General features: G+C 35.9%; 20 protein-coding genes. 15 read left to right on the top strand and 5 right to left on the bottom strand.

The window, feature by feature from the left end; all coding sequences use genetic code 11:
- Positions 1-34 precede the first annotated feature (34 nt).
- The 4 genes from sucA (at position 35) to sucD (ending at position 6,570) form a co-directional block, all read left to right on the top strand.
- Positions 35-2,839, top strand: coding sequence for a 2-oxoglutarate dehydrogenase E1 component (gene sucA, locus D1094_RS16210; RefSeq protein ID WP_118961155.1), 2,805 nt, complete (start codon positions 35-37; stop codon positions 2,837-2,839).
- 62 nt (positions 2,840-2,901) lie between these two features.
- Complete coding sequence (gene odhB / locus D1094_RS16215) at positions 2,902-4,368, top strand: 2-oxoglutarate dehydrogenase complex dihydrolipoyllysine-residue succinyltransferase (RefSeq protein WP_118961156.1); 1,467 nt, start codon at positions 2,902-2,904, stop codon at positions 4,366-4,368.
- A 163-nt stretch (positions 4,369-4,531) separates the two neighbouring features.
- Positions 4,532-5,698 (top strand): ADP-forming succinate--CoA ligase subunit beta, encoded by a 1,167-nt coding sequence (sucC, locus tag D1094_RS16220; protein WP_118961157.1) that lies wholly within the window; start codon positions 4,532-4,534, stop codon positions 5,696-5,698.
- The gene (gene sucD, locus D1094_RS16225) at positions 5,698-6,570 is read left to right on the top strand and encodes a succinate--CoA ligase subunit alpha (RefSeq protein ID WP_118961158.1); all 873 of its coding nucleotides are present in this window, start codon (positions 5,698-5,700) and stop codon (positions 6,568-6,570) included. The genes sucC and sucD overlap by 1 nt, the downstream gene beginning before the upstream one ends.
- A gap of 82 nt (positions 6,571-6,652) precedes the next feature.
- Here the strand turns inward: sucD and D1094_RS16230 are convergent, their stop codons facing one another.
- A complete protein-coding gene (locus D1094_RS16230; RefSeq protein ID WP_118961159.1) occupies positions 6,653-7,582 on the bottom strand; it encodes a hypothetical protein in 930 nt (309 codons plus the stop codon).
- 170 nt (positions 7,583-7,752) lie between these two features.
- Positions 7,753-7,926: a hypothetical protein gene (locus tag D1094_RS18680; protein ID WP_182440220.1), complete on the bottom strand. Its 174-nt coding sequence runs from the start codon at positions 7,924-7,926 to the stop codon at positions 7,753-7,755.
- 882 nt (positions 7,927-8,808) lie between these two features.
- Between D1094_RS18680 and D1094_RS16235 the strand changes: the two genes are divergently transcribed.
- The 3 genes from D1094_RS16235 to D1094_RS16245 all read left to right on the top strand — a co-directional run bounded on the left by D1094_RS16235 (position 8,809) and on the right by D1094_RS16245 (position 11,475).
- Positions 8,809-9,336 (top strand): GbsR/MarR family transcriptional regulator, encoded by a 528-nt coding sequence (locus tag D1094_RS16235; protein ID WP_118961160.1) that lies wholly within the window; start codon positions 8,809-8,811, stop codon positions 9,334-9,336.
- A 156-nt stretch (positions 9,337-9,492) separates the two neighbouring features.
- Positions 9,493-10,263 carry an elongation factor-1 alpha gene (locus D1094_RS16240; protein WP_118961161.1) on the top strand — a complete coding sequence of 257 codons (771 nt, stop codon included), beginning with the start codon at positions 9,493-9,495 and terminating at the stop codon, positions 10,261-10,263.
- Positions 10,264-10,692: 429 nt separating this feature from the next.
- The gene (locus tag D1094_RS16245) at positions 10,693-11,475 is read left to right on the top strand and encodes an ABC transporter substrate-binding protein (RefSeq protein WP_259337990.1); all 783 of its coding nucleotides are present in this window, start codon (positions 10,693-10,695) and stop codon (positions 11,473-11,475) included.
- Positions 11,476-11,540: 65 nt separating this feature from the next.
- Here D1094_RS16245 and D1094_RS16250 read toward each other — a convergent pair whose 3' ends face one another.
- Both D1094_RS16250 and D1094_RS16255 read right to left on the bottom strand, forming a co-directional pair.
- The gene (locus D1094_RS16250) at positions 11,541-11,849 is read right to left on the bottom strand and encodes a DUF6172 family protein (protein ID WP_118961162.1); all 309 of its coding nucleotides are present in this window, start codon (positions 11,847-11,849) and stop codon (positions 11,541-11,543) included.
- 87 nt (positions 11,850-11,936) lie between these two features.
- A complete protein-coding gene (locus D1094_RS16255; RefSeq protein ID WP_118961163.1) occupies positions 11,937-12,707 on the bottom strand; it encodes a hypothetical protein in 771 nt (256 codons plus the stop codon).
- 325 nt (positions 12,708-13,032) lie between these two features.
- Between D1094_RS16255 and D1094_RS16260 the strand changes: the two genes are divergently transcribed.
- From D1094_RS16260 to D1094_RS16270, 3 genes are all read left to right on the top strand, one after another.
- Positions 13,033-13,677 carry a hypothetical protein gene (locus D1094_RS16260; RefSeq protein WP_118961164.1) on the top strand — a complete coding sequence of 215 codons (645 nt, stop codon included), beginning with the start codon at positions 13,033-13,035 and terminating at the stop codon, positions 13,675-13,677.
- 511 nt (positions 13,678-14,188) lie between these two features.
- Positions 14,189-14,599 carry a phosphate ABC transporter substrate-binding protein gene (locus tag D1094_RS16265; RefSeq protein ID WP_118961165.1) on the top strand — a complete coding sequence of 137 codons (411 nt, stop codon included), beginning with the start codon at positions 14,189-14,191 and terminating at the stop codon, positions 14,597-14,599.
- A gap of 170 nt (positions 14,600-14,769) precedes the next feature.
- The gene (locus D1094_RS16270) at positions 14,770-14,979 is read left to right on the top strand and encodes a hypothetical protein (RefSeq protein WP_118961166.1); all 210 of its coding nucleotides are present in this window, start codon (positions 14,770-14,772) and stop codon (positions 14,977-14,979) included.
- 65 nt (positions 14,980-15,044) lie between these two features.
- Here D1094_RS16270 and D1094_RS16275 read toward each other — a convergent pair whose 3' ends face one another.
- Positions 15,045-15,635, bottom strand: coding sequence for a zf-TFIIB domain-containing protein (locus D1094_RS16275; protein WP_118961167.1), 591 nt, complete (start codon positions 15,633-15,635; stop codon positions 15,045-15,047).
- A 243-nt stretch (positions 15,636-15,878) separates the two neighbouring features.
- Here D1094_RS16275 and D1094_RS16280 point away from each other — a divergent pair, with 243 nt between their 5' ends.
- From D1094_RS16280 to D1094_RS16300, 5 genes are all read left to right on the top strand, one after another.
- Positions 15,879-16,313, top strand: a complete 435-nt coding sequence (locus tag D1094_RS16280) for a CBS domain-containing protein (RefSeq protein WP_118961168.1) — start codon at positions 15,879-15,881, stop codon at positions 16,311-16,313.
- A 228-nt stretch (positions 16,314-16,541) separates the two neighbouring features.
- Positions 16,542-20,648, top strand: coding sequence for an ATP-dependent RNA helicase HrpA (gene hrpA / locus D1094_RS16285; protein ID WP_118961169.1), 4,107 nt, complete (start codon positions 16,542-16,544; stop codon positions 20,646-20,648).
- 115 nt (positions 20,649-20,763) lie between these two features.
- Positions 20,764-21,063 carry a PilZ domain-containing protein gene (locus D1094_RS16290; RefSeq protein WP_118961170.1) on the top strand — a complete coding sequence of 100 codons (300 nt, stop codon included), beginning with the start codon at positions 20,764-20,766 and terminating at the stop codon, positions 21,061-21,063.
- Positions 21,064-21,453: 390 nt separating this feature from the next.
- A complete protein-coding gene (locus tag D1094_RS16295; protein ID WP_118961171.1) occupies positions 21,454-22,197 on the top strand; it encodes an Eco47II family restriction endonuclease in 744 nt (247 codons plus the stop codon).
- A gap of 49 nt (positions 22,198-22,246) precedes the next feature.
- Positions 22,247-23,485, top strand: coding sequence for a DNA cytosine methyltransferase (locus D1094_RS16300; protein ID WP_118961172.1), 1,239 nt, complete (start codon positions 22,247-22,249; stop codon positions 23,483-23,485).
- The last annotated feature ends 284 nt before the right edge of the window (positions 23,486-23,769 follow it).

Consider the following 23,769-nt stretch of genomic DNA (forward strand, 5'->3'; position numbering starts at 1 on the left):
TTTTTTTGCTTTACCTCAGCAAAGGAACAAGGCAATGCCAGAAGGTGTAATGAAGGCTTGGCTAGAGTCTTCCCATTTAAACGGTGGCAACATTGTTTATATCGAAGAATTGTACGAATCATACCTAGATAACTCAGCATCTGTATCTGCAGAATGGCAAGAAATCTTTGGTCAACTCCCAAAAGTCGAAGGCAGTGAAGTCGAATATCGTCACTCTGCAATTCGTGATGAATTTAAAGCATTAGCAAAACAAGCCAATAAACAAGTCGTTGTTTCAAGTGGTGGTGATGCTAAGCAAGTCAAAGTTTTACAATTGATTAATGCTTTTAGATTCCGCGGACACCAAAACGCTAATTTAGACCCGTTAGGTCTATGGCAGCGTGATAAAGTACGCGACCTCCAACTTTCTCATCATGATTTATCTGAAAACGATTTTGATAAAGAGTTTAACATAGGATCCTTTGCCATAGGCCAAGATACTATGAAGCTAGGTGAGCTACATAAAGCATTAAAGACTACATATTGTGGTTCTATTGGTGCCGAATACATGCATATCACCTCAACGGAAGAAAAACGTTGGTTACAAAATCGTTTAGAGTCAGTGCAATCAAAAGCGAAGCTTTCAGTTGATGAAAAAACTGAGTTACTTAAAGGCTTGATTGCTGCTGATGGTTTAGAGAAATATCTTGGGGCAAAATTTCCAGGAGCGAAACGTTTCTCTTTAGAAGGCGGTGATTCACTTGTTCCAATGTTAAAAGAACTAATAACCCGTGCTGGTACAACTGGTACTAAAGAAGTGGTTATGGGAATGGCTCATCGTGGTCGTCTTAACGTTCTTGTTAATGTTATGGGAAAAAATCCATCTAAATTATTTGATGAATTTGGTGGTAAGCATGATGAGCTACTTGGCTCAGGTGATGTTAAATATCATCAAGGCTATTCATCTGATTTTGTTACCCCTGGTGGTAATGTTCATTTAGCACTTGCTTTTAACCCGTCGCACCTTGAAATTGTTAACCCTGTGGTTATTGGTAGCGTAAGAGCTCGATTAGATAGACGTGATTGTAATCAAGGTGATTTAGTCTTACCAATTACTATTCATGGTGATTCTGCTATCGCAGGTCAAGGTGTTGTACAAGAAACTTTTAATATGTCACAAGCGCGTGCATTTAAAGTGGGTGGTACCGTTCGTATTGTGGTAAATAACCAAGTTGGTTTTACTACATCTCGTTCTGACGATACCCGTTCTGGTGAATATTGTACTGAAATCGCTAAAATGGTTCAGGCGCCTATCATTCATGTGAATGGTGATGATCCTGAAGCCGTAATTCTAGCATCGCAAATTGCACTAGATTACAGAAATGAATTTAAACGTGATGTAGTTATCGATCTTGTTTGTTATCGACGTCATGGACATAACGAAGCTGATGAGCCAAGTGCTACGCAGCCTTTGATGTATAAAATTGTTAAGAAACATCCAACACCTCGTCAACTTTATGCAGATAAATTATCCGCTGAAGGTAGCTTAAATAAAGCTAAAATAGATGAATTAACGGCTTACTACCGTAAATTGTTAGATGAAGGTCAATGTACTGTAGAGCAATGGCGACCAATGACAGAGCACTCTGTTGATTGGACACCATACTTAGGACATGACTGGGATGATGCATACGATGCTAGTATGCCAATGGATAAATTAAAAGATCTAGCAAATAAAGTGTCAAGTTATCCTGATAGCCATCCTGTGCATTCGCGTGTTAAAAAAATATACGATGACCGCAAGAAAATGGCTTCAGGTGAGAAGTTACTTGATTGGGGTTTCGCTGAAAACTTAGCGTATGCTGCTGTGATTAATGACGGAGAGCGTGTTCGAATTACCGGACAAGATGCAGGACGTGGTACTTTCTTCCATCGTCATGCCGTTTTACATAACCAAGAAGATGGTTCTACGTATTTACCATTGCAAAATATCCGTGAAGGCCAAGGTCCATTTGATGTGCACGATTCAGTATTGTCTGAAGTCTCTGTACTTGCTTTTGAATACGGTTATACCACAGCTGAGCCTGCGGGATTAACTATTTGGGAAGCACAATTTGGTGATTTTGCTAACTGTGCTCAAGTGGTATTTGATCAATTCATTAGTTCTGGTGAGCAAAAGTGGGGCCGTTTATGTGGCTTAACCATGTTATTACCTCATGGCTATGAAGGGCAGGGGCCAGAGCATTCATCTGCTCGTTTAGAGCGCTTCTTACAATTGTGTGCTGATCACAATATGCAAGTTTGTGTTCCATCAACACCGGCACAAGTATTTAATATGTTGCGTCGTCAAGTGGTTCGTCCTATGCGTCGTCCTCTTGTTGTTATGTCACCTAAGTCATTATTACGTCATCCTCTTGCTGTATCTTCACTAGAAGAGTTAGCAACGGGCGTATTTCATAATGTGATTGGTGAAGTCGATGAGATTGATTCAAAAGCCGTTGAACGAGTTGTTTTCTGTAGTGGTAAGGTTTATTACGAACTTTTAGAGCAACGTCGTAAAAATGAATTAAATAACGTTGCCATTATTCGTATTGAGCAGCTATACCCATTCCCAGATAAAGAGTTACAAACAGTGTTGAAAGATTATCAACACGTTAAGCAATTTGTTTGGTGTCAGGAAGAGCCACAAAACCAAGGTGCTTGGTATTGTTCACAGCATCATTTTAGAGCGGCAATCCCTGAAGGTACCTATTTAACATATGCTGGTCGTAATGCTTCAGCAGCTCCTGCTGTAGGTTATATGTCCGTTCATGTGAAAGAACAGCAAGCGCTTGTCACTCAAGCGTTAACAGTAGATTAACTCTTAAGTGTGCATACTTAATTTGAAAAGTAAGCGCGAAAAAGTTTGTAAGGAATTATAAAATGACAACCGAAATCAAAGTTCCGGTATTACCAGAATCAGTAGCTGATGCAACCGTTGCCACTTGGCACGTTCAAGTTGGCGATAAAGTAACTCAAGATCAAGTTTTAGTTGATATTGAAACCGATAAAGTAGTACTTGAAGTACCTGCACCGACAGACGGTGTAGTTACGGCAATTTCAGAAGCCGAAGGGGCAACTGTATTAGGCGAGCAAGTTATTGCAATATTAGGTGCAGCAGATGCTTCAGTTGAAGCACCAGCCGCCGTTCCTACTGAGGCACCAGCTGCTGCTTCAGGTAAAGTGATTGATATTGTAGTGCCGGTATTACCTGAATCAGTAGCCGATGCTACTGTTGCAACATGGCATGTCGCTGAAGGTGATACGGTAACTGCTGACCAAAACTTAGTTGATATTGAAACAGACAAAGTTGTTTTAGAAGTTGTCGCTCAAGATAACGGTGTCATCGGTAAGATTTTACACGCCGAAGGTGATACGGTTCTAGGTCAACAAAAAATTGGTGAATTAGCAGCGGGTGCTACCGCTGCAACAACAGCTACTGCTGCCCCTATTGAAGAAGCAGTAAGTTCTGATGATTTGGCTAGCCCATCTGTACGTCGTTTAATGACTGAAAAAGGTCTTACGGCGGCTGACGTAGTAGGTACTGGTAAAGGCGGACGTATTTCTAAGGAAGATGTTGAAGCTGCTGCCAACAAGCCAAAAGCAGCTCCAGCACCAGCGGCTCCAGCACCTGTGGCAGATTTAGGTGAACGTTCTCAAAAACGTGTTCCTATGACTCGTTTACGTAAAACGATAGCTACGCGTTTATTAGAAGCTAAAAACTCAACGGCTATGTTAACGACGTTTAACGAAGTTAACATGAAGCCAATCATGGACTTACGTAAGCAATATAAAGACTTATTTGAGAAAACACATGATACCCGTTTAGGTTTTATGTCTTTTTATGTTAAAGCGGTAACTGAAGCACTTAAACGCTACCCAGCAGTGAATGCATCAATTGACGGCGATGATATTGTTTATCATAACTTCTTCGATATCTCGATTGCGGTATCTACACCACGTGGTTTAGTAACACCAGTACTTCGTGATGCAGACCAACTAAGTATGGCAGGTATTGAAAATGGTATCCGTGATTTAGCAATCAAAGGCCGTGATGGCAAGCTTGCATTAGCCGATATGACTGGTGGTAATTTTACTATCACTAATGGTGGCGTCTTTGGTTCATTGTTATCAACGCCTATCTTAAATTTACCTCAAGCAGGTATTTTAGGTATGCATAAAATACAAGAACGTCCGATGGCGGTTGACGGTAAAGTTGAAATTTTACCTATGATGTATTTAGCACTTTCTTATGATCACCGCTTAATCGACGGTAAAGAGTCTGTCGGTTTCCTAGTGACAATTAAAGAGCTATTAGAAGACCCAACACGTTTGTTACTTGACGTTTAAGTTTCGTTAACAACAGGCGTAGTTATATACTCGCTTAGACTATAGTCGTAACGCTTTTTACTATCGTAAAGAGCGTTACTGTATTATAATCGGGCGACTTTTCACTGGTGGTTAGCTATTTTGAGCTTACTACCATCATTTACAGATAAATGGATAAAACACCATGAATTTGCATGAGTATCAAGCGAAACAATTATTCGCTGAATATGGTTTACCTGTTTCTGAAGGATTCGCTTGCGATACCCCTCAAGAAGCAGCAGAAGCGGCTGACAAAATTGGCGGCAACATGTGGGTTGTTAAAACTCAAGTACACGCGGGTGGCCGTGGTAAAGCTGGCGGTGTTAAGCTAGTTAAAACTAAAGAAGAAATCAAAGATTTCGCTCAAAACTGGTTAGGTAAGAACTTAGTAACTTATCAAACAGATGAGAATGGTCAGCCAGTAGCTAAAATTTTAGTTGAAAGCTGTACTGATATTGCTAACGAATTATACCTTGGTGCAGTTGTTGACCGTGGTACACGTAAAGTAGTATTTATGGCGTCAACTGAAGGTGGTGTTGAAATTGAAACGGTTGCTGAAGAGACTCCTGAGTTAATTCACAAAGCTGAGATTGATCCACTAGTAGGTCCTCAAGCTTATCAAGCACGTGAATTAGGCTTCAAGTTAGGGTTAAACCCAACACAAATGAAGCAATTTGTTAAGATCTTCATGGGTCTTGCAAACATGTTCAACGATCATGATTTTGCTTTATTAGAAATCAACCCATTAGTTATTACAGACGAAGGTAACCTTCACTGTTTAGATGGTAAAATTGGCATCGATGGTAATGCTTTATACCGTCAACCTAAAATCCGTGAAATGCACGATCCATCTCAAGAAGATGAGCGCGAAGCGCACGCTGCACAATGGGAACTTAACTACGTTGCATTAGACGGTAATGTTGGTTGTATGGTTAACGGTGCTGGCCTTGCAATGGGTACAATGGATATCGTTAACTTACACGGCGGTAAGCCAGCTAACTTCCTTGATGTTGGTGGTGGTGCTACTAAAGAACGTGTTGCTGAAGCTTTCAAAATCATCCTTAGCGATGATAACGTTTCTGCAGTATTAGTTAACATTTTTGGTGGTATCGTTCGTTGTGACATGATCGCTGAAGGTATTATCGCTGCTGTTAAAGAAGTAGGCGTTGAAGTTCCAGTTGTTGTACGTTTAGAAGGTACTAACGCTGAAGCAGGCCGTGAAGTATTAGCAAGCTCTGATGTTAACATCATCGCTGCTGAATCATTAACTGACGCAGCACTTAAAGTTGTTGCCGCTGCGGAGGGCAAATAATGTCTGTATTAATTAACAAAGATACTAAAGTAATCTGTCAAGGTTTCACTGGTGGTCAAGGTACTTTCCACTCAGAGCAAGCTATCGATTACGGTACGCAAATGGTTGGTGGTGTTTCACCAGGCAAGGGTGGTCAAACTCACCTTGGCTTACCAGTATTTAACACAGTACGTGAAGCCGTAGAAGCTACTGGCGCAACAGCGACAGTTATCTACGTTCCAGCTCCGTTCTGTAAAGACGCTATTTTAGAAGCAATCGATGCTGGCATCGAGCTTATCGTAACTATCACTGAAGGTATTCCAACTTTAGACATGGTTGACGTTAAAGTTAAGCTTGAGCAAACTGGCGTTCGCATGATTGGTCCTAACTGTCCTGGTGTTATTACTCCAGGCGAAACTAAGATCGGTATCATGCCAGGTCACATCCACTTACCAGGTAAAGTTGGCATTGTTTCACGTTCTGGTACATTAACGTACGAAGCCGTTAAACAAACTACTGATGCTGGTTTTGGCCAATCTACTTGTGTAGGTATTGGTGGTGATCCTATCCCAGGTACTAACTTCATTGACGTTTTAGAAATGTTCCAAAACGATCCTCAAACTGAAGCAATCGTAATGATTGGTGAAATTGGTGGTACTGCTGAAGAAGAAGCTGCGGAATACATCAAAGCTAACGTTACTAAGCCTGTAGTATCTTACATTGCTGGTGTTACTGCTCCAGAAGGTAAGCGTATGGGTCACGCTGGTGCAATTATCGCTGGTGGTAAAGGTACTGCTGATGAGAAATTTGCAGCATTAGAAGCGGCTGGTGTTAAAACTGTTCGTTCTTTAGCTGAAATCGGTAACGCTCTTAAAGAGAAAACAGGTTGGTAATCAGCTTTTGATTGCAAACTGATTTCTTAATAAAAACCCGCTATCTAGCGGGTTTTTTGTTTAAAGTTATTGTTACATCGTATCAATTTTTTAATGTAGTATTTATTGAAAAAGTTTTAGTAACCCTTCTTCTTTCACCATCATTAGATATTTGGGGTAGGTTTAACTTGTATGACCTATCAGTTGGAATGCCGTGTATTAAGCCATTCTCTTCTTCAAGTTCAGATAGAGCCACCATAATTAATGGTACTTTAAACTCTCCACAAAACTTTGATACTTCCATCAAGTTACTAACCGAATGACTAATTCCTGAAATGTAGCTATATAAGTGAACTTTGTCTACTAGCTCAGACAAGCCTTCGGTAGTAATTGTATCCAGATCTTTGGGGGTAAATTTAAAATGCTCTCTCAGTTTTTTTATAGGTTCATAAGCAAGAACAAAGGCACTCAATATCTTACGCTTTTTTATAGATTGTTTTTCGTTACTATCAAGTAAATTATGACTTAATTCTTCAACTTCTTTTAACCTACTATAAACAGATAGTAAGTTAGAAATTATAAAGCCCCTTGTACTTTCTTGAATTTCATAATTTCCAGATTTAACATCAATAAATAATGATAAATGCAGTTGTCTGTAATTTTCAATTTCACTTATTATATTCTGGTCTTCTAAAAGTACTTTGAATTCTTCTAGATGTTTATAATAATTAGCAAATATATTTTGACTTTCTGTTGCTTCGATTTGTGCAACTGATATCTCAGAGCGATGCTGAGCTGCATATATTGCTAAGATAGGAATTAATAAGGTGGCTACTCCAAGAGGAAATTTAAAGTCACTTATAAATGTGTTATAGCATTCAGCTGTATGACATGAAATATAATGGCCGTTATTGTAAATTATAAAAAACTCAATAATAGCAAAAGCTAAAACAGTTGCTATAGTAATCCAAACAACGGGTAGTTTTAAAAATGAAACCCTTGAGTTGAACAATTCAGTTTTTTTTGCAGTCATTTAGCTAAAGGCTCTTATTTAAACGAAAATATTTTCAACTTATTCTATAGAAAAGGTACCTTAAGAGTAAGTATTTGTTTTTAAATGTTCTTTACAGGTAATTTGTCGCGGTGGCGACTACACCCAAAGGAAGGCTAACGCCGACCTCTCTATGGAATCCCTCGGCGCTGCTAATCAAGTGTTATCCTCCATGAAAAGCAATATATTCGACGTAACAGTAATGAAGGCTCATAGCTCCTTGCCATCCATGGCACCGCTAAATACCGTACATTCTGTACATATCCATGTGCAGACATCACTTTGTTCATCATCCCTGATGAACATACGTGAACATTGCCTTTCATTACGGCACTTGATTCAAGCAGACTTGGTGGATTTTGTTAGGTTAGGGGATTATCCTGTTTAATAAATGTGGCCAGAGCCCAATTAAATACTTGATGTGGTCAATTTTATATTTTTCGCGGTGGCGACTACACCCAAAGGGAGGCTGACGCCGACCTCCCTCTGGACTCCCTCGGCGCTGCTAATCAAGTGTCACCCTACATTCAAAGCAATATATTCGACGTAACAGTAATGAACGCACATCCATGTGCCACATTACTTTTGCCAACATCCTGATGGCAATACGTGAATATTGCTTTTCATTGCGGCACTTGATTCAAGCAGACTTGGTGCATATCGATAGGTTAGGGATTTAACTTATCGTTGTTATTTTTTTTGATTATCAAAACAATAACTGTTGCTCTTTGAGTACTTAAATTTCTAAACACCCTAATTCCCAATTCAGTGAATGAATCGCCATTTTGAAAAGTGTCAGTCAAGCAGAGCCATGGATGGCGAAGACTGCCGCTTTTCATGGACGACTTTTGTTGGGTAAGGAAATCAGGTATTGACTACAACCTCATAATGGTTATTTATGCTTTCACTGAGCAGTGATTCCGTGGGGTTCCAAGGATAGGTTGATAGAGGAGGCAGTGTCCATTTCTTTTTGGGTGCAGTCGCCTCGGTAACTGCTCTTGCGTTGCTTTAACTCCTGCAACTATGCAGTCGATTTGGACGCCAAACAGAGCATAAAACTCAAAACCTTTATCAGGTTAATGATATATTTTTGGTCTGCTGATCAGAGCCTAAAATAGTTAATCAAATTAAAAACAAACAGAACTTGATTTAGATCAAGTTTTTGATTACATTTATTTCTGTTAAAACAGAAATAAGAGAAAGACTTTATGCAACTTACACCTTCCATGGAAAAATTTATTGTTCATTGGGGCGAAATGGGCTCTCGATGGGGCGTAAATCGTACCGTAGCTCAAATATTTGCTTTATTGGTATTAAGTAAAGATCCTATGAATGCCGAGCAAATAGTTGAAACATTAGGTGTTGCGCGTTCAAATGCTAGTAATAGTTTAAAGGAGTTACAATCCTTAAATTTAGTTAGCTTAAACCACAAGCTGGGCGATCGCCGCGATCACTTTGTTGCGATTAAAGATTGTTGGGATATGCTGCAAATTTTAGCAGAGGAACGTAAAAAGCGTGAAATCGATCCAACATTAGAAATTCTAGAGCAGTGTCTCGCTGAAGCGAAAAAAGACAATCAAACACCAGAATATGTTTCTGAACAACTTCAACAAATGAGTGATTTTATGCAAACCATGAGTAAATGGTATCAGCAGATGAAACAGATGGATCGTAAGTTGTTAGTAAAATTTTTCAAAGTGGGATCACTGTTAACCTCATGGCTTTCTAAAAAATAATATTAGCAACACTGAATTATAACAAGCTACTTTATCAAGATTTCCTATTTATAAAGTAGGCTAAAGAACAGGGACATTAAAAATTTAATTTGTCATTTCTCTTTTGACAGAAATAACAGTAATTAGGGTTGGGATTAAAATATATGGAGTATAAGAATGCAAAACACTAAAACAGGGGGCTTTAATTTACCTTCTTTAAATAGCACTATAAGAGCTTTGTTCACTGGGTATTTACTTGTGATAGGTGTCGGCTTATTAGTTGCAGGAGGACAAATACTGCTAACACATGGTATGGCAGATGGTAAGTTTGGTTTATCGGTAGATGATGTTGTTTATAGTTATTATGGCGATAGACAAAGTAGCAAATTAGAGAACAAGTTATATGGTTCTATGCAAGACAAAGCCCCTAGAGTTGTCAGGCAGGATATTATTAAATGGGTGAGAAATGGCTCGTCAGAAGCTCAATGGGATGAGAGTATTCAACAGAAGTTTTCCAATAACTGTGTTCAATGTCATAGTGTTATTCCTGGCTTACCTGATTTTAGGACTTATCAAGGAGTAAAAGCTGTTGCTCAGATAGATGATGGTGCATCAATTAGTTCTTTAACGCGAGTATCACATATACACTTATTTGGTATCGCATTTATCTTCTTTTTCGTAGGGCTAATTTTTAGTTTAACTATCGGTATTAAGAAGTGGTTGAAAACCTTAATTATCGTGATGCCGTTTGTTTTTTTACTGTTTGATGTGCTTTCATGGTGGCTAACTAAAATACACCCTAGCTTTGCTTGGTTAACTATTATTGCAGGTGTCGGTTATACCTTCGCATCAGCATATATGTGGTTTATATCTATTTGGCAAATGTGGTGGTATCCACATCAGGGAATTACTTCTAGTGAAAACCCTTGGTTTTTTTCCTATAAATAAGTAATTCCATTTTGAATAAAGTAGTAATCTCTTTGAGCTACATGGGCGACATTTGAATAAAAGTTGTGTGAGTATAGTCATTCTATATCAAAAAAGTTAATAACGTAATCATGGTGTCGATGCATTACCGAAGGGCGAGTTTAACGGTTTATACATCGTTATTGATTTTAATTAGGGTCTCTCTACAATCAATGCCGCCCCTCGGATATGTTTAAATATGTTTTTTTGTTCTAGCTCATTTATGACGTTTTACGATACTTTAATTGCTATGCCTAAATTAAAGCATGTTAACTGATTAGTTTGTTTGTTACCCCCTGAAGTGGTTATTGATAGTAAGTTAAGTAATAATATATTATTAAAGTGCTAACGGTGATGCCTTTAGATTTACATAAATAACATTAATACAATCAGTTTGAGGTTATAGATTCAGTGAAGTTGTTATTGAATGCCATTATTAACATGATTATTCTATTTAATAGTTGTGTCATTGCCTCAGAAGTTAACAGTGATGTTTCGACTAAATCAATTCAATCTGATTTATTACCACACAAAACATATCACTTTGCTTCGATTGAATTTTTAATAGAGCAAGAAGTAGGGCGAATTGTTTTGCCTAAAATTTATAATAATATTGGCTTTAAAGCTGAAGTCACTCCTTTACCGGGCAATCGGGCACAATACGTTGCTAATTCAGGCGTTAGTGATGGAGAAATAATGAGAATCTGGAGTTATGGTGATGAAAACCCTAATACAATTCGAGTCTCTACACCTTACTACTATTTAGAAACAATGCCATTTGTGTTAAAAAATTCAAATATTACAATTGAGAATCAACACGATCTTAAAAAGTATAGGTTGAGCAAAGTACGCGGTGTTAAGCATACCAATAATATAACGAAAGATCTTAGTCAGGTTTATGACATGAGTACTACAGCGGATATGTTTAAACTATTACTTAATGGTAAGGTTGATGTTGTATTAACGAATACACTTGATGGTGCTTTAACATTGTCGAGGCTTGGTTTAAACGAAAAAATTGTTTCGTTAAATCCATTAGCTCGTTTACCACTCTTTCATTATATTCATAAAAAACATAAACACTTAGTGCCTGTTATTAACCAAGCAATTATCAATATGCAAGCTACGGGTGAGTTAACAGAAATCATTTTAGCTGCGGAAGCAGAGGTTATTCAACAAAATAAAATTGAATGAGATGTTAAAATTGAGTTATATAATAATGATAAACATCTCATTAACTGATTGCAGTCGACTTTTATTTACTCGTCTCCAAGTTCTGCATCAACTTGCTTATTACGATAGCCAGGTTTAGCTAAAATTTCTATATAAAAGCTTTTAAGACCAGCTTGCTCTGCTTTATCGATTGATTTGTTTAACGCTGAAACATGCACTACTTCTGCTTCATTTTCTTTATCACCATATTTGCAATCAAAATCCCAAAAATCTACGCCTTCAGGTAATTGTTTATTTCGTTCTCGTTTGAGGTATTTTTTTACTTCATGCTTTATAGCATCAACTAGGCGAGGAGTTTTAATTTTTTCATGGGTTAATGAAAATGTTTTTTTCATGAGAGTACCTTAAAAGGTTATATAGAATTCTATAGTGTAATTTTTCGTGAGTTTAGCATACTTGAATGTAGTTAACCGCGTTGATATTTAATACTGTATTAAATAAAGATAAAAGGAGTGCTGTTCACCATCTTTAGACCTGCTTGAAGAATGCGTTGAGTTGAACTGCCACCACTTTTGTGTTGCCATATCTTTTATTATGCTTTCCCAAGCGTTGTTTTCTAATTGGGTGATTAATAATTCGCATCGTTTTACTTTGCAAGTAACGCCATGGAGATTGATAAAGCTGGCATTAAGATGTGTTTGTATGAAGTCAGATAGTTGAGTTTGCATGTTATAACCCCAGTCTAAATCAGCTTCTTCTTGATGGAATTGATAAATTTCATCTCGCTGTTTGCCACGAAACTGACGTCTGAATTCTTCAAAACCATCAGGCTTAAGTGCCAGCATTTGAGCGTCAGTAATATCGCTTTCATCAAGTGTTTGAACAGCTAAAGTTAACTCGTTTACTCGATTGTTACTCAGTTGATATTGTTTTTCTAAAATTGCTTTCTCGTCTGATAGTTCTTTTATCGTCTCTTTTAATCTATTAAGTTCTTGATGATGATTAACACTTTCTATGTTCTTATATTTTTCATTTTGCGTTAGTTTTTTCTGCGCCGACATGTCTTTTGAAAAAGTTTCTTCAATAGGTATTTGAGCCGCTTCTTCCGTTGAGGGAATTTTACTTTCGTTTTTATGAAAAATATTACGTTCAGGGAAGTGACGTAGAGGAGGAGTACTCAAATAATTAACTAGTGTTGATGAAACATACCCTGCGGTGGCTCCAATAATAAAATAAATTATTTTTTGCTTCATGACTTATAGATACTTTTAGTTGAAAGTTATTTAACCACGAGAGTATAGCATGTGATGTTTTTGTTACAGTTCTTTTATTGAACTGCCTGACTTTATCAAGAGTATTGTTAATTGATGATTTCTTAACTTATTCATTTTTATATTAAAATACAATGTCATTTTTGTGAATCTTTTACTTTCTTGGCCTTAAATAACTAATGTGAATGTCAAAAAAAAACTCGAGTGAGTTTTGCTTTTAAATACTTTTGTATTTTGTATACTTTGTTTGGTTCACAAGGGGCGAACAGGTTTAGGATTAACTTTCTTACTATAAGGTATTACGGATATGTCAAATAAACTCGCATCATTATTAGTATTAGCAGCTACTTCTTTAATTAGTTATGAATCATCAGCAGGGACTTGCTATGCCGAAATTCCAAGCGGCGGCGCACCATCAGGCCCAGCAACATGTATTGATATCAATATTGATAACATTAATGGTAATAGTGTGTCATTAAGTGCATCAGCTATTCGTTATGGCAGCGATATCAGCAGTTATGTTGTATGGTCATCAAATATTGACGGGAATATTGGTTATGGCAGCACTGCATTAGCCGAGTTAAGCCCTGGTACTCATACCATTACCGCTGTTACTCAAATTCCGCATTTACGTCCTTACATCGATCAAGAGACTGTTATTATTGCACAAGCAAATGAAAATGATTGCAGTAATGCTGCGCCTTCAACGGCTGAAACGTTTGATGAGTACTACGGCATTGAATTTACAAATAATCGTGAAACAGACGTAAAAGTATTTTGGTTAAAGTATGAAGATGCAGAGCGTATTTACTACAAAACCTTAGCGCAAGGTGAGCGTGTTACACAAACGGGCTACCCAGGTAATAAGTGGATGATTACTGATGCTAATAATAATTGTCTATCCGTTCACACTAATGGTTATCAACCTGATTATGTAAGCATTAACGATTAAGTCTTTATAATTGTTTAACGGCATTAGGCATATTTATATAATGGAGCTATAAGCTCCATTTTTATTGCTTTATTTTGTAGCATTTCTGTCTACAGAATCAAAAGTCGCTTGTGTGAGCTTCTTTTCAGGTAATTTATAATTATTGTTCTAATGTTATTAATAATTTTAGCTATTTTAATTCCTTAGTCTATATTTAGTGTAAATAGAAGTGATGACCTTAGTGTGGTCATCACTTATCAACAATAATTTTTACACGTTTTTAAATTTTGCTCAGATTAACTTTAATATCTAAAAGCGGTTTACTTTGTCTTTAATAGAACTTGTTATTTTAAATAGGCGCATTATGTCTTTCGCCCAATTTGGCAAAGAGCAGGTAAAGGAAATGAATGCTTAGCTTTAAGGGCGTTAAATGGCTCAGGTAGTATTTTATTAGCAATGATAATTGCGCATTTAGCGATGATTACTTTATTTGGTTTTTTGGCGTAGATATAGTCTTTTAAGGAATATAATAATGAAACAATTGATTAATGTAATACTTTTAGCTGTATTTTCTTTTCCTTGCTTAGCCGAGGTAGCTGTTATTGTCCATCCATCTAATTCTGCGGACTTAGATCGTAGCAAAATCAGTAAGATATTTTTAGGAAAGCAGAAGAAATTTTCGGGGGGAGCGACAGTTATTCCTATTTCCCAAAATGCAGATCAAGATGTCAAAAATCAATTTGATAAAAAAGTCTTATCTAAATCTGCTAGTCAGTTAAAAGCGTATTGGTCAAAGTTGCTCTTTACAGGTAAAGGACAACCACCAAAAGAAATGATGAATGATCAGGAAGTCATCAGCTTAGTATCTAGTAACCCAAATATAATAGGGTATATTGATGCGAAAAATGTTGATGACAGTGTAAAAGTTGTCGCAACATTTTAAGTTCACCTAAAGAGATAATTTTTAACGGACAGTATCGTAATTTTAGGCTTGTGTAAAAATATAAACAGCTTCTAAAGACGTCACCTTTATCAGCTATTTAACAAAAGTCTTTTAATTTCGTACAGTGCTATAATTACCCATAAAGCTAAATCAGTAAAATGGGAGGAATGATGGTTTCTTCAGTTAGTAATTCATCAGGGCAAAATGCTGTTGCAGATATTCTTAAAGAACAGAATAAACAAGTTGAAGCTCAGCGGGCTAAAAATAATGATGAACAAAAGCGTCAAGAGCAATTAAACGCTGAGCAAGCAGAAAAAACAGCACAAACTCAGCAAAACATTGACGAATCACGCGGGAATAACGTCAATATTAGTGTGTAATATTGACGTTGTTATTGAAAACTAGTTATAAGCTGCGAACACTAATTTTCGCTATTTAGCATTGCTTAAAAACCACGGAAAAAGATTCTTTTTGGGCTAAACTTATTAAGCATTTTTTCCATCATTTCTAAATCAGAGACTCTATCTTCTAGAATATCAATATTTTCACTATTATGGCTTATTTGCCTATCTTGCGCTTTATCAAGACCACCACTGGCAATAAAACTTCTAATTTGATTTAGTTCTCCTTTATCAAGCCATATGCCGCAATGAATGCAGCTATCAATAATTACACCTGATATCGCTTTAAAGTTTTTCCTTGTCATTAGCTTTTCACAGCAAGCGCAAGGTAAGTAAGCTTCAGCTTTTGGAGTTGGCTTTTTAATATAATTAGGTTCAGAGGTGTCATCGCGATAAACATCAAATTCACTAGTGAGTACCTTAAACTTTTCTGGCTCTACCCATAAGCCATCACAGCGGGTGCATCTATCTATTTGAAATTTGTTAAACTGATGTATTTCTAAAGTTTCTCTACATCTTGGGCAATTCCTTTCATTTGACTCCCTTACTATTTTCATGGTTGAACCGCACATGGGGCAATTTCTAACTGTGCCATTAATTACGTGATTACACCCAGTACATTGAGATTGAGACATCTATAAGCTTCCATTATTTATATATGATGAAGGCTATCATAATATTATAACTAAGCGGGTTAAGCAGTTATTTTTTTTATTGAGTCATGTAGTTAATTTGAAGCTAGTAGGTTTGTTAATAGCAGTGAAGGCTAAAATCACAATAAATTCATGAAAAACTGGTCTTTTTGCAAGGCGTTATCTACATTTACATATAGATATGTTGTATTGATACAATTTGCTTTAAATTAGCTAGGAATTAAGATGGAGTCATTAAAAGTACAAGAATATATGAACCACTATCCCATTACTTTTACGCCTGAAATGGCATTGGTGGATGCATCGTTACGTTTTCTAAAAACCAAACAAATAGGTGGCCCTGTCATTGATAGTAATCATAAGCTGCTAGGTTTTATCTCTGAAAGTGACGTGCTTTCTAAAATGTTAGATACTATTTATTACAATGAGTTAACTGCTTATGTCAGTGATATAATGAGAAAAGAGGTGTTGTCGGTTAAACCTTACGACTCAATTTTGGAACTCGCTCAAGAAATGCTTAAAAGTAAGCCTAAGTTATATCCGGTGGTTGATGATGAAGGTACATTACTTGGTACTATAAGTCGTAATGAAGTATTAAGAGCTTTTGATACCCATAGAAGAGCCTCCTTAGCTAATGATAAAGTACACGCAGCTATATAGGTTTTTGAATTTAGTATCGCCTACTTAATCAGGTAAAAGCTCAATTTGTTATGCAAATTGAGCTTTTACCTTTTTATGCTTTCAAAAATAGTTAACATCACAAATTGTGCTGTTAACATTACTCACTGGTAATCAAAATATTAACTGTTAAAATGCATCTTTTATTCTATGGCTAGTTAACCTGAATTAAATAGCCATGTCTGCTTTCTTGTATCCTGAATCTTGTCTATGTCTGAATTTAAAACTAATAATCTTGATGTACAACCACTGTTTGATTTGTTAAACCAAGTTAAACAATGTGATGTGCCACGCCTTAAGAAAAAATTGGTTGATGTTAAAAAGAAATTAACATTAATAAAAAAACAACAGCAACATGAAAATCAAAAAGAACAACAAAATGAAATAACTAAACTGCAAAACACCTTGCAAAGAATTCATAAAGATATTCTCAAGTCAGCAAACGATAAAGCAGCAAAGCTTGCTAGTTTACCTAAAGTCACTTTTCCTGATGGCTTACCTATTTCTGACAGTGCTGAACGAATTGGTCAGGCTATAGTTGATAACCAAGTGGTGATAATTGCCGGTGAAACAGGCTCAGGTAAAACAACGCAAATTCCTAAAATTTGTTTAGCACTAGGGCGTGGTGTAAACGGTTTAATAGGCCATACACAACCAAGAAGAATAGCAGCTCGCACAGTAGCTAATCGAATTGCCGAAGAACTAGGCACTCAATTAGGTGATCAAGTTGGTTATAAAGTTCGTTTTAATGATCAAGTAAGTGAACGCAGTTATATTAAATTAATGACGGACGGTATCTTACTTGCTGAAATGCAAAAAGACCGATTACTACGTCAGTACGATACTATTATTATTGATGAGGCACATGAACGTAGTTTAAATATTGATTTTATTTTAGGTTATTTAAAGCAAATATTAATTAAGCGACCAGATCTTAAAGTTATCATTACTTCTGCAACAATAGACCCACAACGTTTCGCAAAGCACTTTGCTACACAAACGGGTATTGAAGCTCCAATTATTGAAGTGTCAGGGAGAACTTATCCTGTAGAAATAAGATATCGACCTTTAAATGATGATGCTCAAGAAGAAGATGAATTACCCCGCCAAAATGAGGGCAATGATATTGTTTCGGGCATACTAAATTCCGTAGATGAACTAAGTCATGAGAGTCAGGGGGATATCCTGATCTTTTTGAACGGTGAAAGAGAAATACGCGATACTGCGGCAGCATTATTAAAGGCGAATTTACCTCATACACAAATTTTACCTTTGTATGCTCGTTTAACCATAGCAGAACAAAACCGTATTTTTAAAGCACATAGTGGCCGAAATATTGTTTTAGCAACCAACGTAGCAGAAACAAGTTTAACCGTTCCGGGTATTAAATATGTTATTGATCCAGGAACTGCAAGGATATCGAGGTACAGTTACCGTACTAAAGTTCAGCGTTTACCCATTGAAGCTATTTCTCAAGCGAGCGCAAATCAAAGAGCAGGGCGTTGTGGTCGTGTTTCTGAAGGTATTTGCATTCGCCTTTACAGCGAAGAAGACTTTACTAATCGTGCTGAGTTTACCGATCCTGAAATCCTTCGAACTAACCTTGCTACAGTGATTCTGCAAATGCTGGCGTTAGATCTTGGCGATATTAGTCAATTCCCCTTTGTTGAGCCTCCAGATAATCGCAATATCAATGACGGTGTAAGATTATTAGAAGAGCTCGCAGCGATAAAACCGACAACAGGTAAAAATAAGCATGCTAACCAATCTCATACTCAGTTAACTAAATCTGGTCGGCTGTTGTCTAAATTTCCAATAGATCCTCGATTAGCTAAAATGGTAATGAGTGCCATTGATTTTGGTTGTTTGGAGCAGGTATTAATTATAGTGAGTGCTTTAAGCATTCAAGATCCGCGAGAGAGACCTCACGAAAAACAACAAGCGAGTGATGAAAAACACAGTCGATTTAAAGATAAACAATCTGATTTTATTAGTTTGCTTAACTTATGGTGTTATGTAACCGAACAGCAGGGCGAACTTTCGCAAAATCAATTTCGTAAACTGTGTCAAAAAGAATATCTATCGTATGTAAGAATTCGAGAATGGCAGGATATTTTTAGTCAATTAAAGTTAACGCTTAAAGAGCAAAAAATAGCATTGTCAACCGTTAACTATCATTTTAAAGTGATTGAAAACCCTCATCAAAAAGATAAAAAGAAATCTGAAGATGAAGGTACGGATAAATCGTTAACAACAGTACATCAAGCACTCTTATCAGGCTTATTAAGTCATCTGGGTCAACAAGATGAAAACAGAGAGTTCAAGGGAGCACGTGGTAGTAAGTTTTTTGTGTTTCCTGGCTCTACGTTAGCGAAAAAGCCACCTAAATGGATTATGTCGGCAGAGTTAGTTGAGACTAGTCGGTTATTCGCTCGTATGAACGCGAAAATTGATCCGTTATGGATAGAACCACTAGCAAAGCACCTCATTAAAAAAAGTTATAGTGAACCGCATTGGGAGAAAAAACAAGGCGCGGTGATGGCATTTGAACAAGTCACCTTATATGGCTTGGTAATTGTCGGTAAACGTAAAGTAAACTTTAACCAAATTGAACCTGACACCTGTCGCCAATTATTTATTCAAGAAGCGTTAGTGCACGGCGATTGTTTTATTAAAGAAGACTTTTTAAAGCATAACCAAACATTAGTGGCGAATATTGAAAAGTTAGAGCAAAAAGCGCGCCGTAAAGACTTTTTAATAGACGAACAGCAATTGATAGAGTTTTATCTAGAAAAAACGCCTGACACAGTCATATGTCAACGTAGTTTCTTAGCGTGGTGGAAAAAAGAAAAACAACGCAATGCTAAATTATTAAACTTCACCGAAGCATTTTTACTTAATGAAACTTCTACAACCTTATCTAAAAAAGAATACCCTGACACGTGGCAACAGCAAAGTTTAACACTACCATTAAAATACCATTTTAGCCCTGGTGACATTGATGATGGTATCAGTGTTGTTATTCCAATTGCCCTTTTAAATCAGGTGCAAATTGAAGGTTTTGATTGGTTGATCCCAGCATTACGTTTTGATTTAGCGGTGTCGTTAATTAAAGCGTTACCTAAAACGTTAAGACGTAACTTTGTACCTGCACCAAATTATGCCCAAGCGTGTTTAGATAATATGCCTGAATTTGAAGGGAGCTTTACCGATAGTCTAGCAAAACAATTACTTCGTATGACGGGTGTTAGATTGCCTGATGATGCATGGAATGAAATAGCTTTACCTGCCCATTTAACTATGAACTTTCAAGTCGTAAATGAACAAGGTAAGTTATTAAATCAAAGTAGAGATTTACATGACTTAAAGGTTGAGCTTCAAGGAAAAGTAAAAGCATCAATTAAAAAGGTTGCAGAAAAAGGTATTGAAAAAACTGACATTAAGCAATGGAATTTTAAAGAACTACCAAAAGGTTACGAGAAAAAAGTAGCAAATATTTCTATTAAAGCGTTTCCTGCTTTAGTTGATCATAAAACAAGTGTTGCAATAGAATTGTTTGAGCAAGAAGAGCATGCAGAGCAAGCAATGTTAGCGGGTATCACACGTTTAATTCTTTTAAATATTCCCTCGCCAATTAAATACCTACAACAAAAGCTACCTAACAAAGCCAAGCTAGGTTTATATTTTAATCCGTTTGGTTCAATTAATGAATTGCTAGAAGATTGTATTCAAGCAGCCTGTAATCATTTGGTTATGGCATTTCTATCGAAACAGGGTGATAGGTGTCAATCTTTACCTAGAACAGAAAAAGACTTCAAACACTGTAGTGACTTTGTTAGAGCTGAGATTGCAGACACTGTGCTAGCAGCTGCGATTAAAGTCGAACAGGCGCTTAGTTTACGTCATGATATTGGTAAGAAGCTAAAAGGTAATGTCTCGCTTACTGTGATTCAATCACACGGTGATATAAAGCAACAGAGTGAACAGCTTATTTTTAAAGGCTTTGTTAATAAAAGTGGTATAGCTAAGCTTGATGATATTATTCGATATTTAAAAGGAATAGTCAGAAGACTTGAGAAACTCCCGATTGATCCTAACCAAGATAGATTGAAGTTAATAGAAGTGACTAAAGTACAAGGCGCCTACGACGCATTAATAGCCAAACAACGTAAAGATAAGCCACTAGATATTGCTCTTCTTGAGACAAGGTGGTTAATTGAAGAGCTACGTATATCATTATTTGCACAAAATTTAGGAACTGCCGCGCCTATTTCGGTCAAACGAATACTTAACCATTTAAAAGAGTTTGCTGTTTAATTTAAGTGCAGGATATTTAATAGGGAAATAGCAGGAATTTACTTAAGTTTATTGACAGCGCGATTTTGGCTCAGTATAACTGTTCACAGTTGTTTTACATTCTAAAGGAGTGGTAATGAATAGTTATGATGATAAACGTAATTTTTATCGAATGATGTTGAACACTGAAGTTGTGCTAACAATACTAGATGATGAGGTTAACTCTCAACTTTCAGCAACTTGTAGAGATTTAAGTGCTACAGGTATGGCAGTGGAAATGGAACATCCACTGGAAATATCAACCCATGTTAGAGTGAAAGTGGATTCTGCAAGTAATCAAGTTCAAGCATTAGACGTAAGCGGTAAAGTAGTACGTATTGAAGAAGAAAGTAAGGACTGTTACCTCATTGGAATTACAATTGAAGAAATAGACTAAGTTATCAGTTTTAATTAGGTGGCTAAAATTATAATTTTACTACATATATATTATCTGGAGAATAATGATTACGACTATAGTGGGTATGTTTGTCAACATTTCGCTTAAAGGCACCACTTTGCTTAACTTCTCTAAAAACTATTTACAATAGCTCAGACTATAACTCTCTAGCTCATAATATCATCTTTTTCACTACTTCAAGTAGTGTACTTACCTTTTTACCATAATTAAGTTTCATATTTTCAAGTTTATTTTATAAGAAAGTAGAAACTTGTTGTTAATGTTTAGATTCGCTAATTAATATATAATCCCCCTCTAGCAGTAGAGGCTATAATTTAAAGCTCTTTTAATTAGATGATTTTTATAACAAGAATATGGAATTAAAAATATATGTACGGATTAGGTTTTATTTCTGATGAGGATTTAGTTAAACATGTCAAAGAAACAATTTCTAAATATCGATTTTCGATAAATTTAGAGCAGTTTAATAAAAATTTGATAGACCCTATAAAACTAAGTTTTGATTCTAAGGTATATGGTAAAAGTATTGAAGATATAATTGAGTCAGAAGCTCTTCGTCAAATTGATAAATCAAATACCAACCATATTGGTTATTTTCATCAAAATATTTTTAATTATTTTTCAGGGTGGTATGTACCTAAGCAAGGGTTCGATGCTATTAATGAGCAAAAAAAAATCTTCGTTGAAATGAAAAATAAGCATAACACTATGAATTCAGCTTCATCTCAAAAAACTTATATTAAAATGCAAAATAAGATATTAAGAGATGATGAGGCTACTTGCTACTTAGTGGAGGTTATTGCAAAAAATAGCCAAGATATTCCATGGAAGATTAGTTTGGATGGTGAACAAGTTTCTAATAAGAATATCAGAAGGACATCAATAGATAGATTTTATGAGATTGTAACAGGTATACCTGATGCATTTAAAAAGTTATGTGAAGTTTTACCCTTAGTCATAGAGAATGTTACTAAAGAATCTCAAATAGGTACAATTGGAAATACTGTTTTTGATGAATTAAATGAGTTATCACCAGAATTAGTTAAAAGTATATATTTACTTTCTTTCAATAAATATAATGGCTTCGAAAATTTTAATTTAAAAGATAAATAATAAATTTATGCTATACTGTTTTTATATACAGCTTTTAGGTTCGTAAGATATGCTAAATACACAAACTACTTTTGAGAACTTTTATACTTTAGAAATTTTAGCAGATGTCCTTTCACTTCCTAAGCGATCTGTAGAGTCTAAAGTTAAGAAAGGTGAACTCATCCAATGCAAAGAATCTGGCTTGATATCTGAAAAGCAAGTGTCACATCTCCCTGAAATAAAAAGTTTGATAAATTCAACATGGGAGTCAGAACTTTTAATAAAACCTAATAAAAAATATAATTTATTAGAATTATTTGCTGGTGGAGGTGGACTAGCTTTAGGAATGGAGCAAGCTGGTTTTAATACCGTTTTATTAAATGAACTTGATAAAAATGCTTGTGCTACTCTAAGAGCTAATAGACCAGATTGGAATGTTGTTGAAGGTGATATTTCTCAAGTCGACTTTTCTAATTACCATGATCAAATTGATTTATTGACAGGGGGGTTTCCTTGCCAAGCATTTTCTTATGCAGGTAAAAGCTTAGGATTTGAGGATGTTAGAGGAACTTTGTTTTTTGAAATGGCAAGAGCTATTAAGGAAACAAATCCAAAAATATTTTTAGCAGAAAATGTTAGAGCATTATTAACTCATGATAATGGTAATACTCTCAATACAATTAAAAATGTTATTGAAGAATTAGGTTATGCGTTAGTTGAACCTAAAGTTTTAAAATCTATTTTTTATAAAGTTCCACAAAAAAGAGAACGCTTAATTTTAGTCGGTATTAGAAAAGATCTTTTAAATGGAGAAGAGCCTAAATTTGATTGGCCTTCACCATATCATAAAGTCATGACGTTAAAAGATGCACTTTTTAAAGGCGAACTTTTTAATTCTGATGTAATTAAATCTAAAGGACAGGAATATCCCAAGAGGAAAAAGGAGATTATGTCTCACGTACCTCAAGGAGGATATTGGAAAGATTTACCACTTGATTTGCAGAAAGAATATATGAAAAAGAGTTTTTATTTAAGTGGAGGTAAGACCGGCATGGCTAGAAGACTTTCTTTAGATGAGCCAAGCTTAACACTCACAACGTCTCCTGCTCAAAATCAAACAGAAAGATGCCACCCTATAGAGACTAGGCCTTTGCAAACCAGAGAGTATGCAAGAATTCAGACATTTCCTGATGATTGGCGCTTTGAAGGATCTTTGACTTCAGTATATAAACAGATTGGAAATGCGGTTCCGGTGAATTTAGCTGCTGCTGTTGGCAGAGCTTTAGTTCAGTATTTAAATAAATTATAAATTTAAGATTGAAAGCAATAATTAGGTGTCTTTATCAGGCATAACTTTTTTACTATAAAATATCAGTCAGTAACTTTTAATACCTTTCTTTATTTACAAAAGTAGCGGTATCTAAATAAATTTTTCGATAAATAGTTTGATGTGTTACTCCTCAATGATGAACTTTAGTTGATAAAAATATCAAAAAATTAATAGAAATGAGTAAATAGTCTTTACGTTTTTAATTTTATCGCTCAAAATAGATATTTATTTAATCAGCCTTTAATACAACCTACTGATTTTAT

The organism is Colwellia sp. RSH04 (assembly GCF_003545765.1).
Taxonomy (GTDB): domain Bacteria; phylum Pseudomonadota; class Gammaproteobacteria; order Enterobacterales; family Alteromonadaceae; genus Colwellia.

Bases quoted from the DNA above. Each gene is read 5' to 3' on its own strand.
- sucA (WP_118961155.1), top strand. From the start codon at position 35: ATGCCAGAAGGTGTAATGAAGGCTTGGCTAGAGTCTTCCCATTTAAAC.
- odhB (WP_118961156.1), top strand. From the start codon at position 2,902: ATGACAACCGAAATCAAAGTTCCGGTATTACCAGAATCAGTAGCTGAT.
- sucC (WP_118961157.1), top strand. From the start codon at position 4,532: ATGAATTTGCATGAGTATCAAGCGAAACAATTATTCGCTGAATATGGT.
- sucD (WP_118961158.1), top strand. From the start codon at position 5,698: ATGTCTGTATTAATTAACAAAGATACTAAAGTAATCTGTCAAGGTTTC.
- D1094_RS16230 (WP_118961159.1), bottom strand. From the start codon at position 7,582: ATGACTGCAAAAAAAACTGAATTGTTCAACTCAAGGGTTTCATTTTTA.
- D1094_RS18680 (WP_182440220.1), bottom strand. From the start codon at position 7,926: ATGAAAGGCAATGTTCACGTATGTTCATCAGGGATGATGAACAAAGTG.
- D1094_RS16235 (WP_118961160.1), top strand. From the start codon at position 8,809: ATGCAACTTACACCTTCCATGGAAAAATTTATTGTTCATTGGGGCGAA.
- D1094_RS16240 (WP_118961161.1), top strand. From the start codon at position 9,493: ATGCAAAACACTAAAACAGGGGGCTTTAATTTACCTTCTTTAAATAGC.
- D1094_RS16250 (WP_118961162.1), bottom strand. From the start codon at position 11,849: ATGAAAAAAACATTTTCATTAACCCATGAAAAAATTAAAACTCCTCGC.
- D1094_RS16255 (WP_118961163.1), bottom strand. From the start codon at position 12,707: ATGAAGCAAAAAATAATTTATTTTATTATTGGAGCCACCGCAGGGTAT.
- D1094_RS16260 (WP_118961164.1), top strand. From the start codon at position 13,033: ATGTCAAATAAACTCGCATCATTATTAGTATTAGCAGCTACTTCTTTA.
- D1094_RS16265 (WP_118961165.1), top strand. From the start codon at position 14,189: ATGAAACAATTGATTAATGTAATACTTTTAGCTGTATTTTCTTTTCCT.
- D1094_RS16270 (WP_118961166.1), top strand. From the start codon at position 14,770: ATGGTTTCTTCAGTTAGTAATTCATCAGGGCAAAATGCTGTTGCAGAT.
- D1094_RS16275 (WP_118961167.1), bottom strand. From the start codon at position 15,635: ATGTCTCAATCTCAATGTACTGGGTGTAATCACGTAATTAATGGCACA.
- D1094_RS16280 (WP_118961168.1), top strand. From the start codon at position 15,879: ATGGAGTCATTAAAAGTACAAGAATATATGAACCACTATCCCATTACT.
- hrpA (WP_118961169.1), top strand. From the start codon at position 16,542: ATGTCTGAATTTAAAACTAATAATCTTGATGTACAACCACTGTTTGAT.
- D1094_RS16290 (WP_118961170.1), top strand. From the start codon at position 20,764: ATGAATAGTTATGATGATAAACGTAATTTTTATCGAATGATGTTGAAC.
- D1094_RS16295 (WP_118961171.1), top strand. From the start codon at position 21,454: ATGTACGGATTAGGTTTTATTTCTGATGAGGATTTAGTTAAACATGTC.
- D1094_RS16300 (WP_118961172.1), top strand. From the start codon at position 22,247: ATGCTAAATACACAAACTACTTTTGAGAACTTTTATACTTTAGAAATT.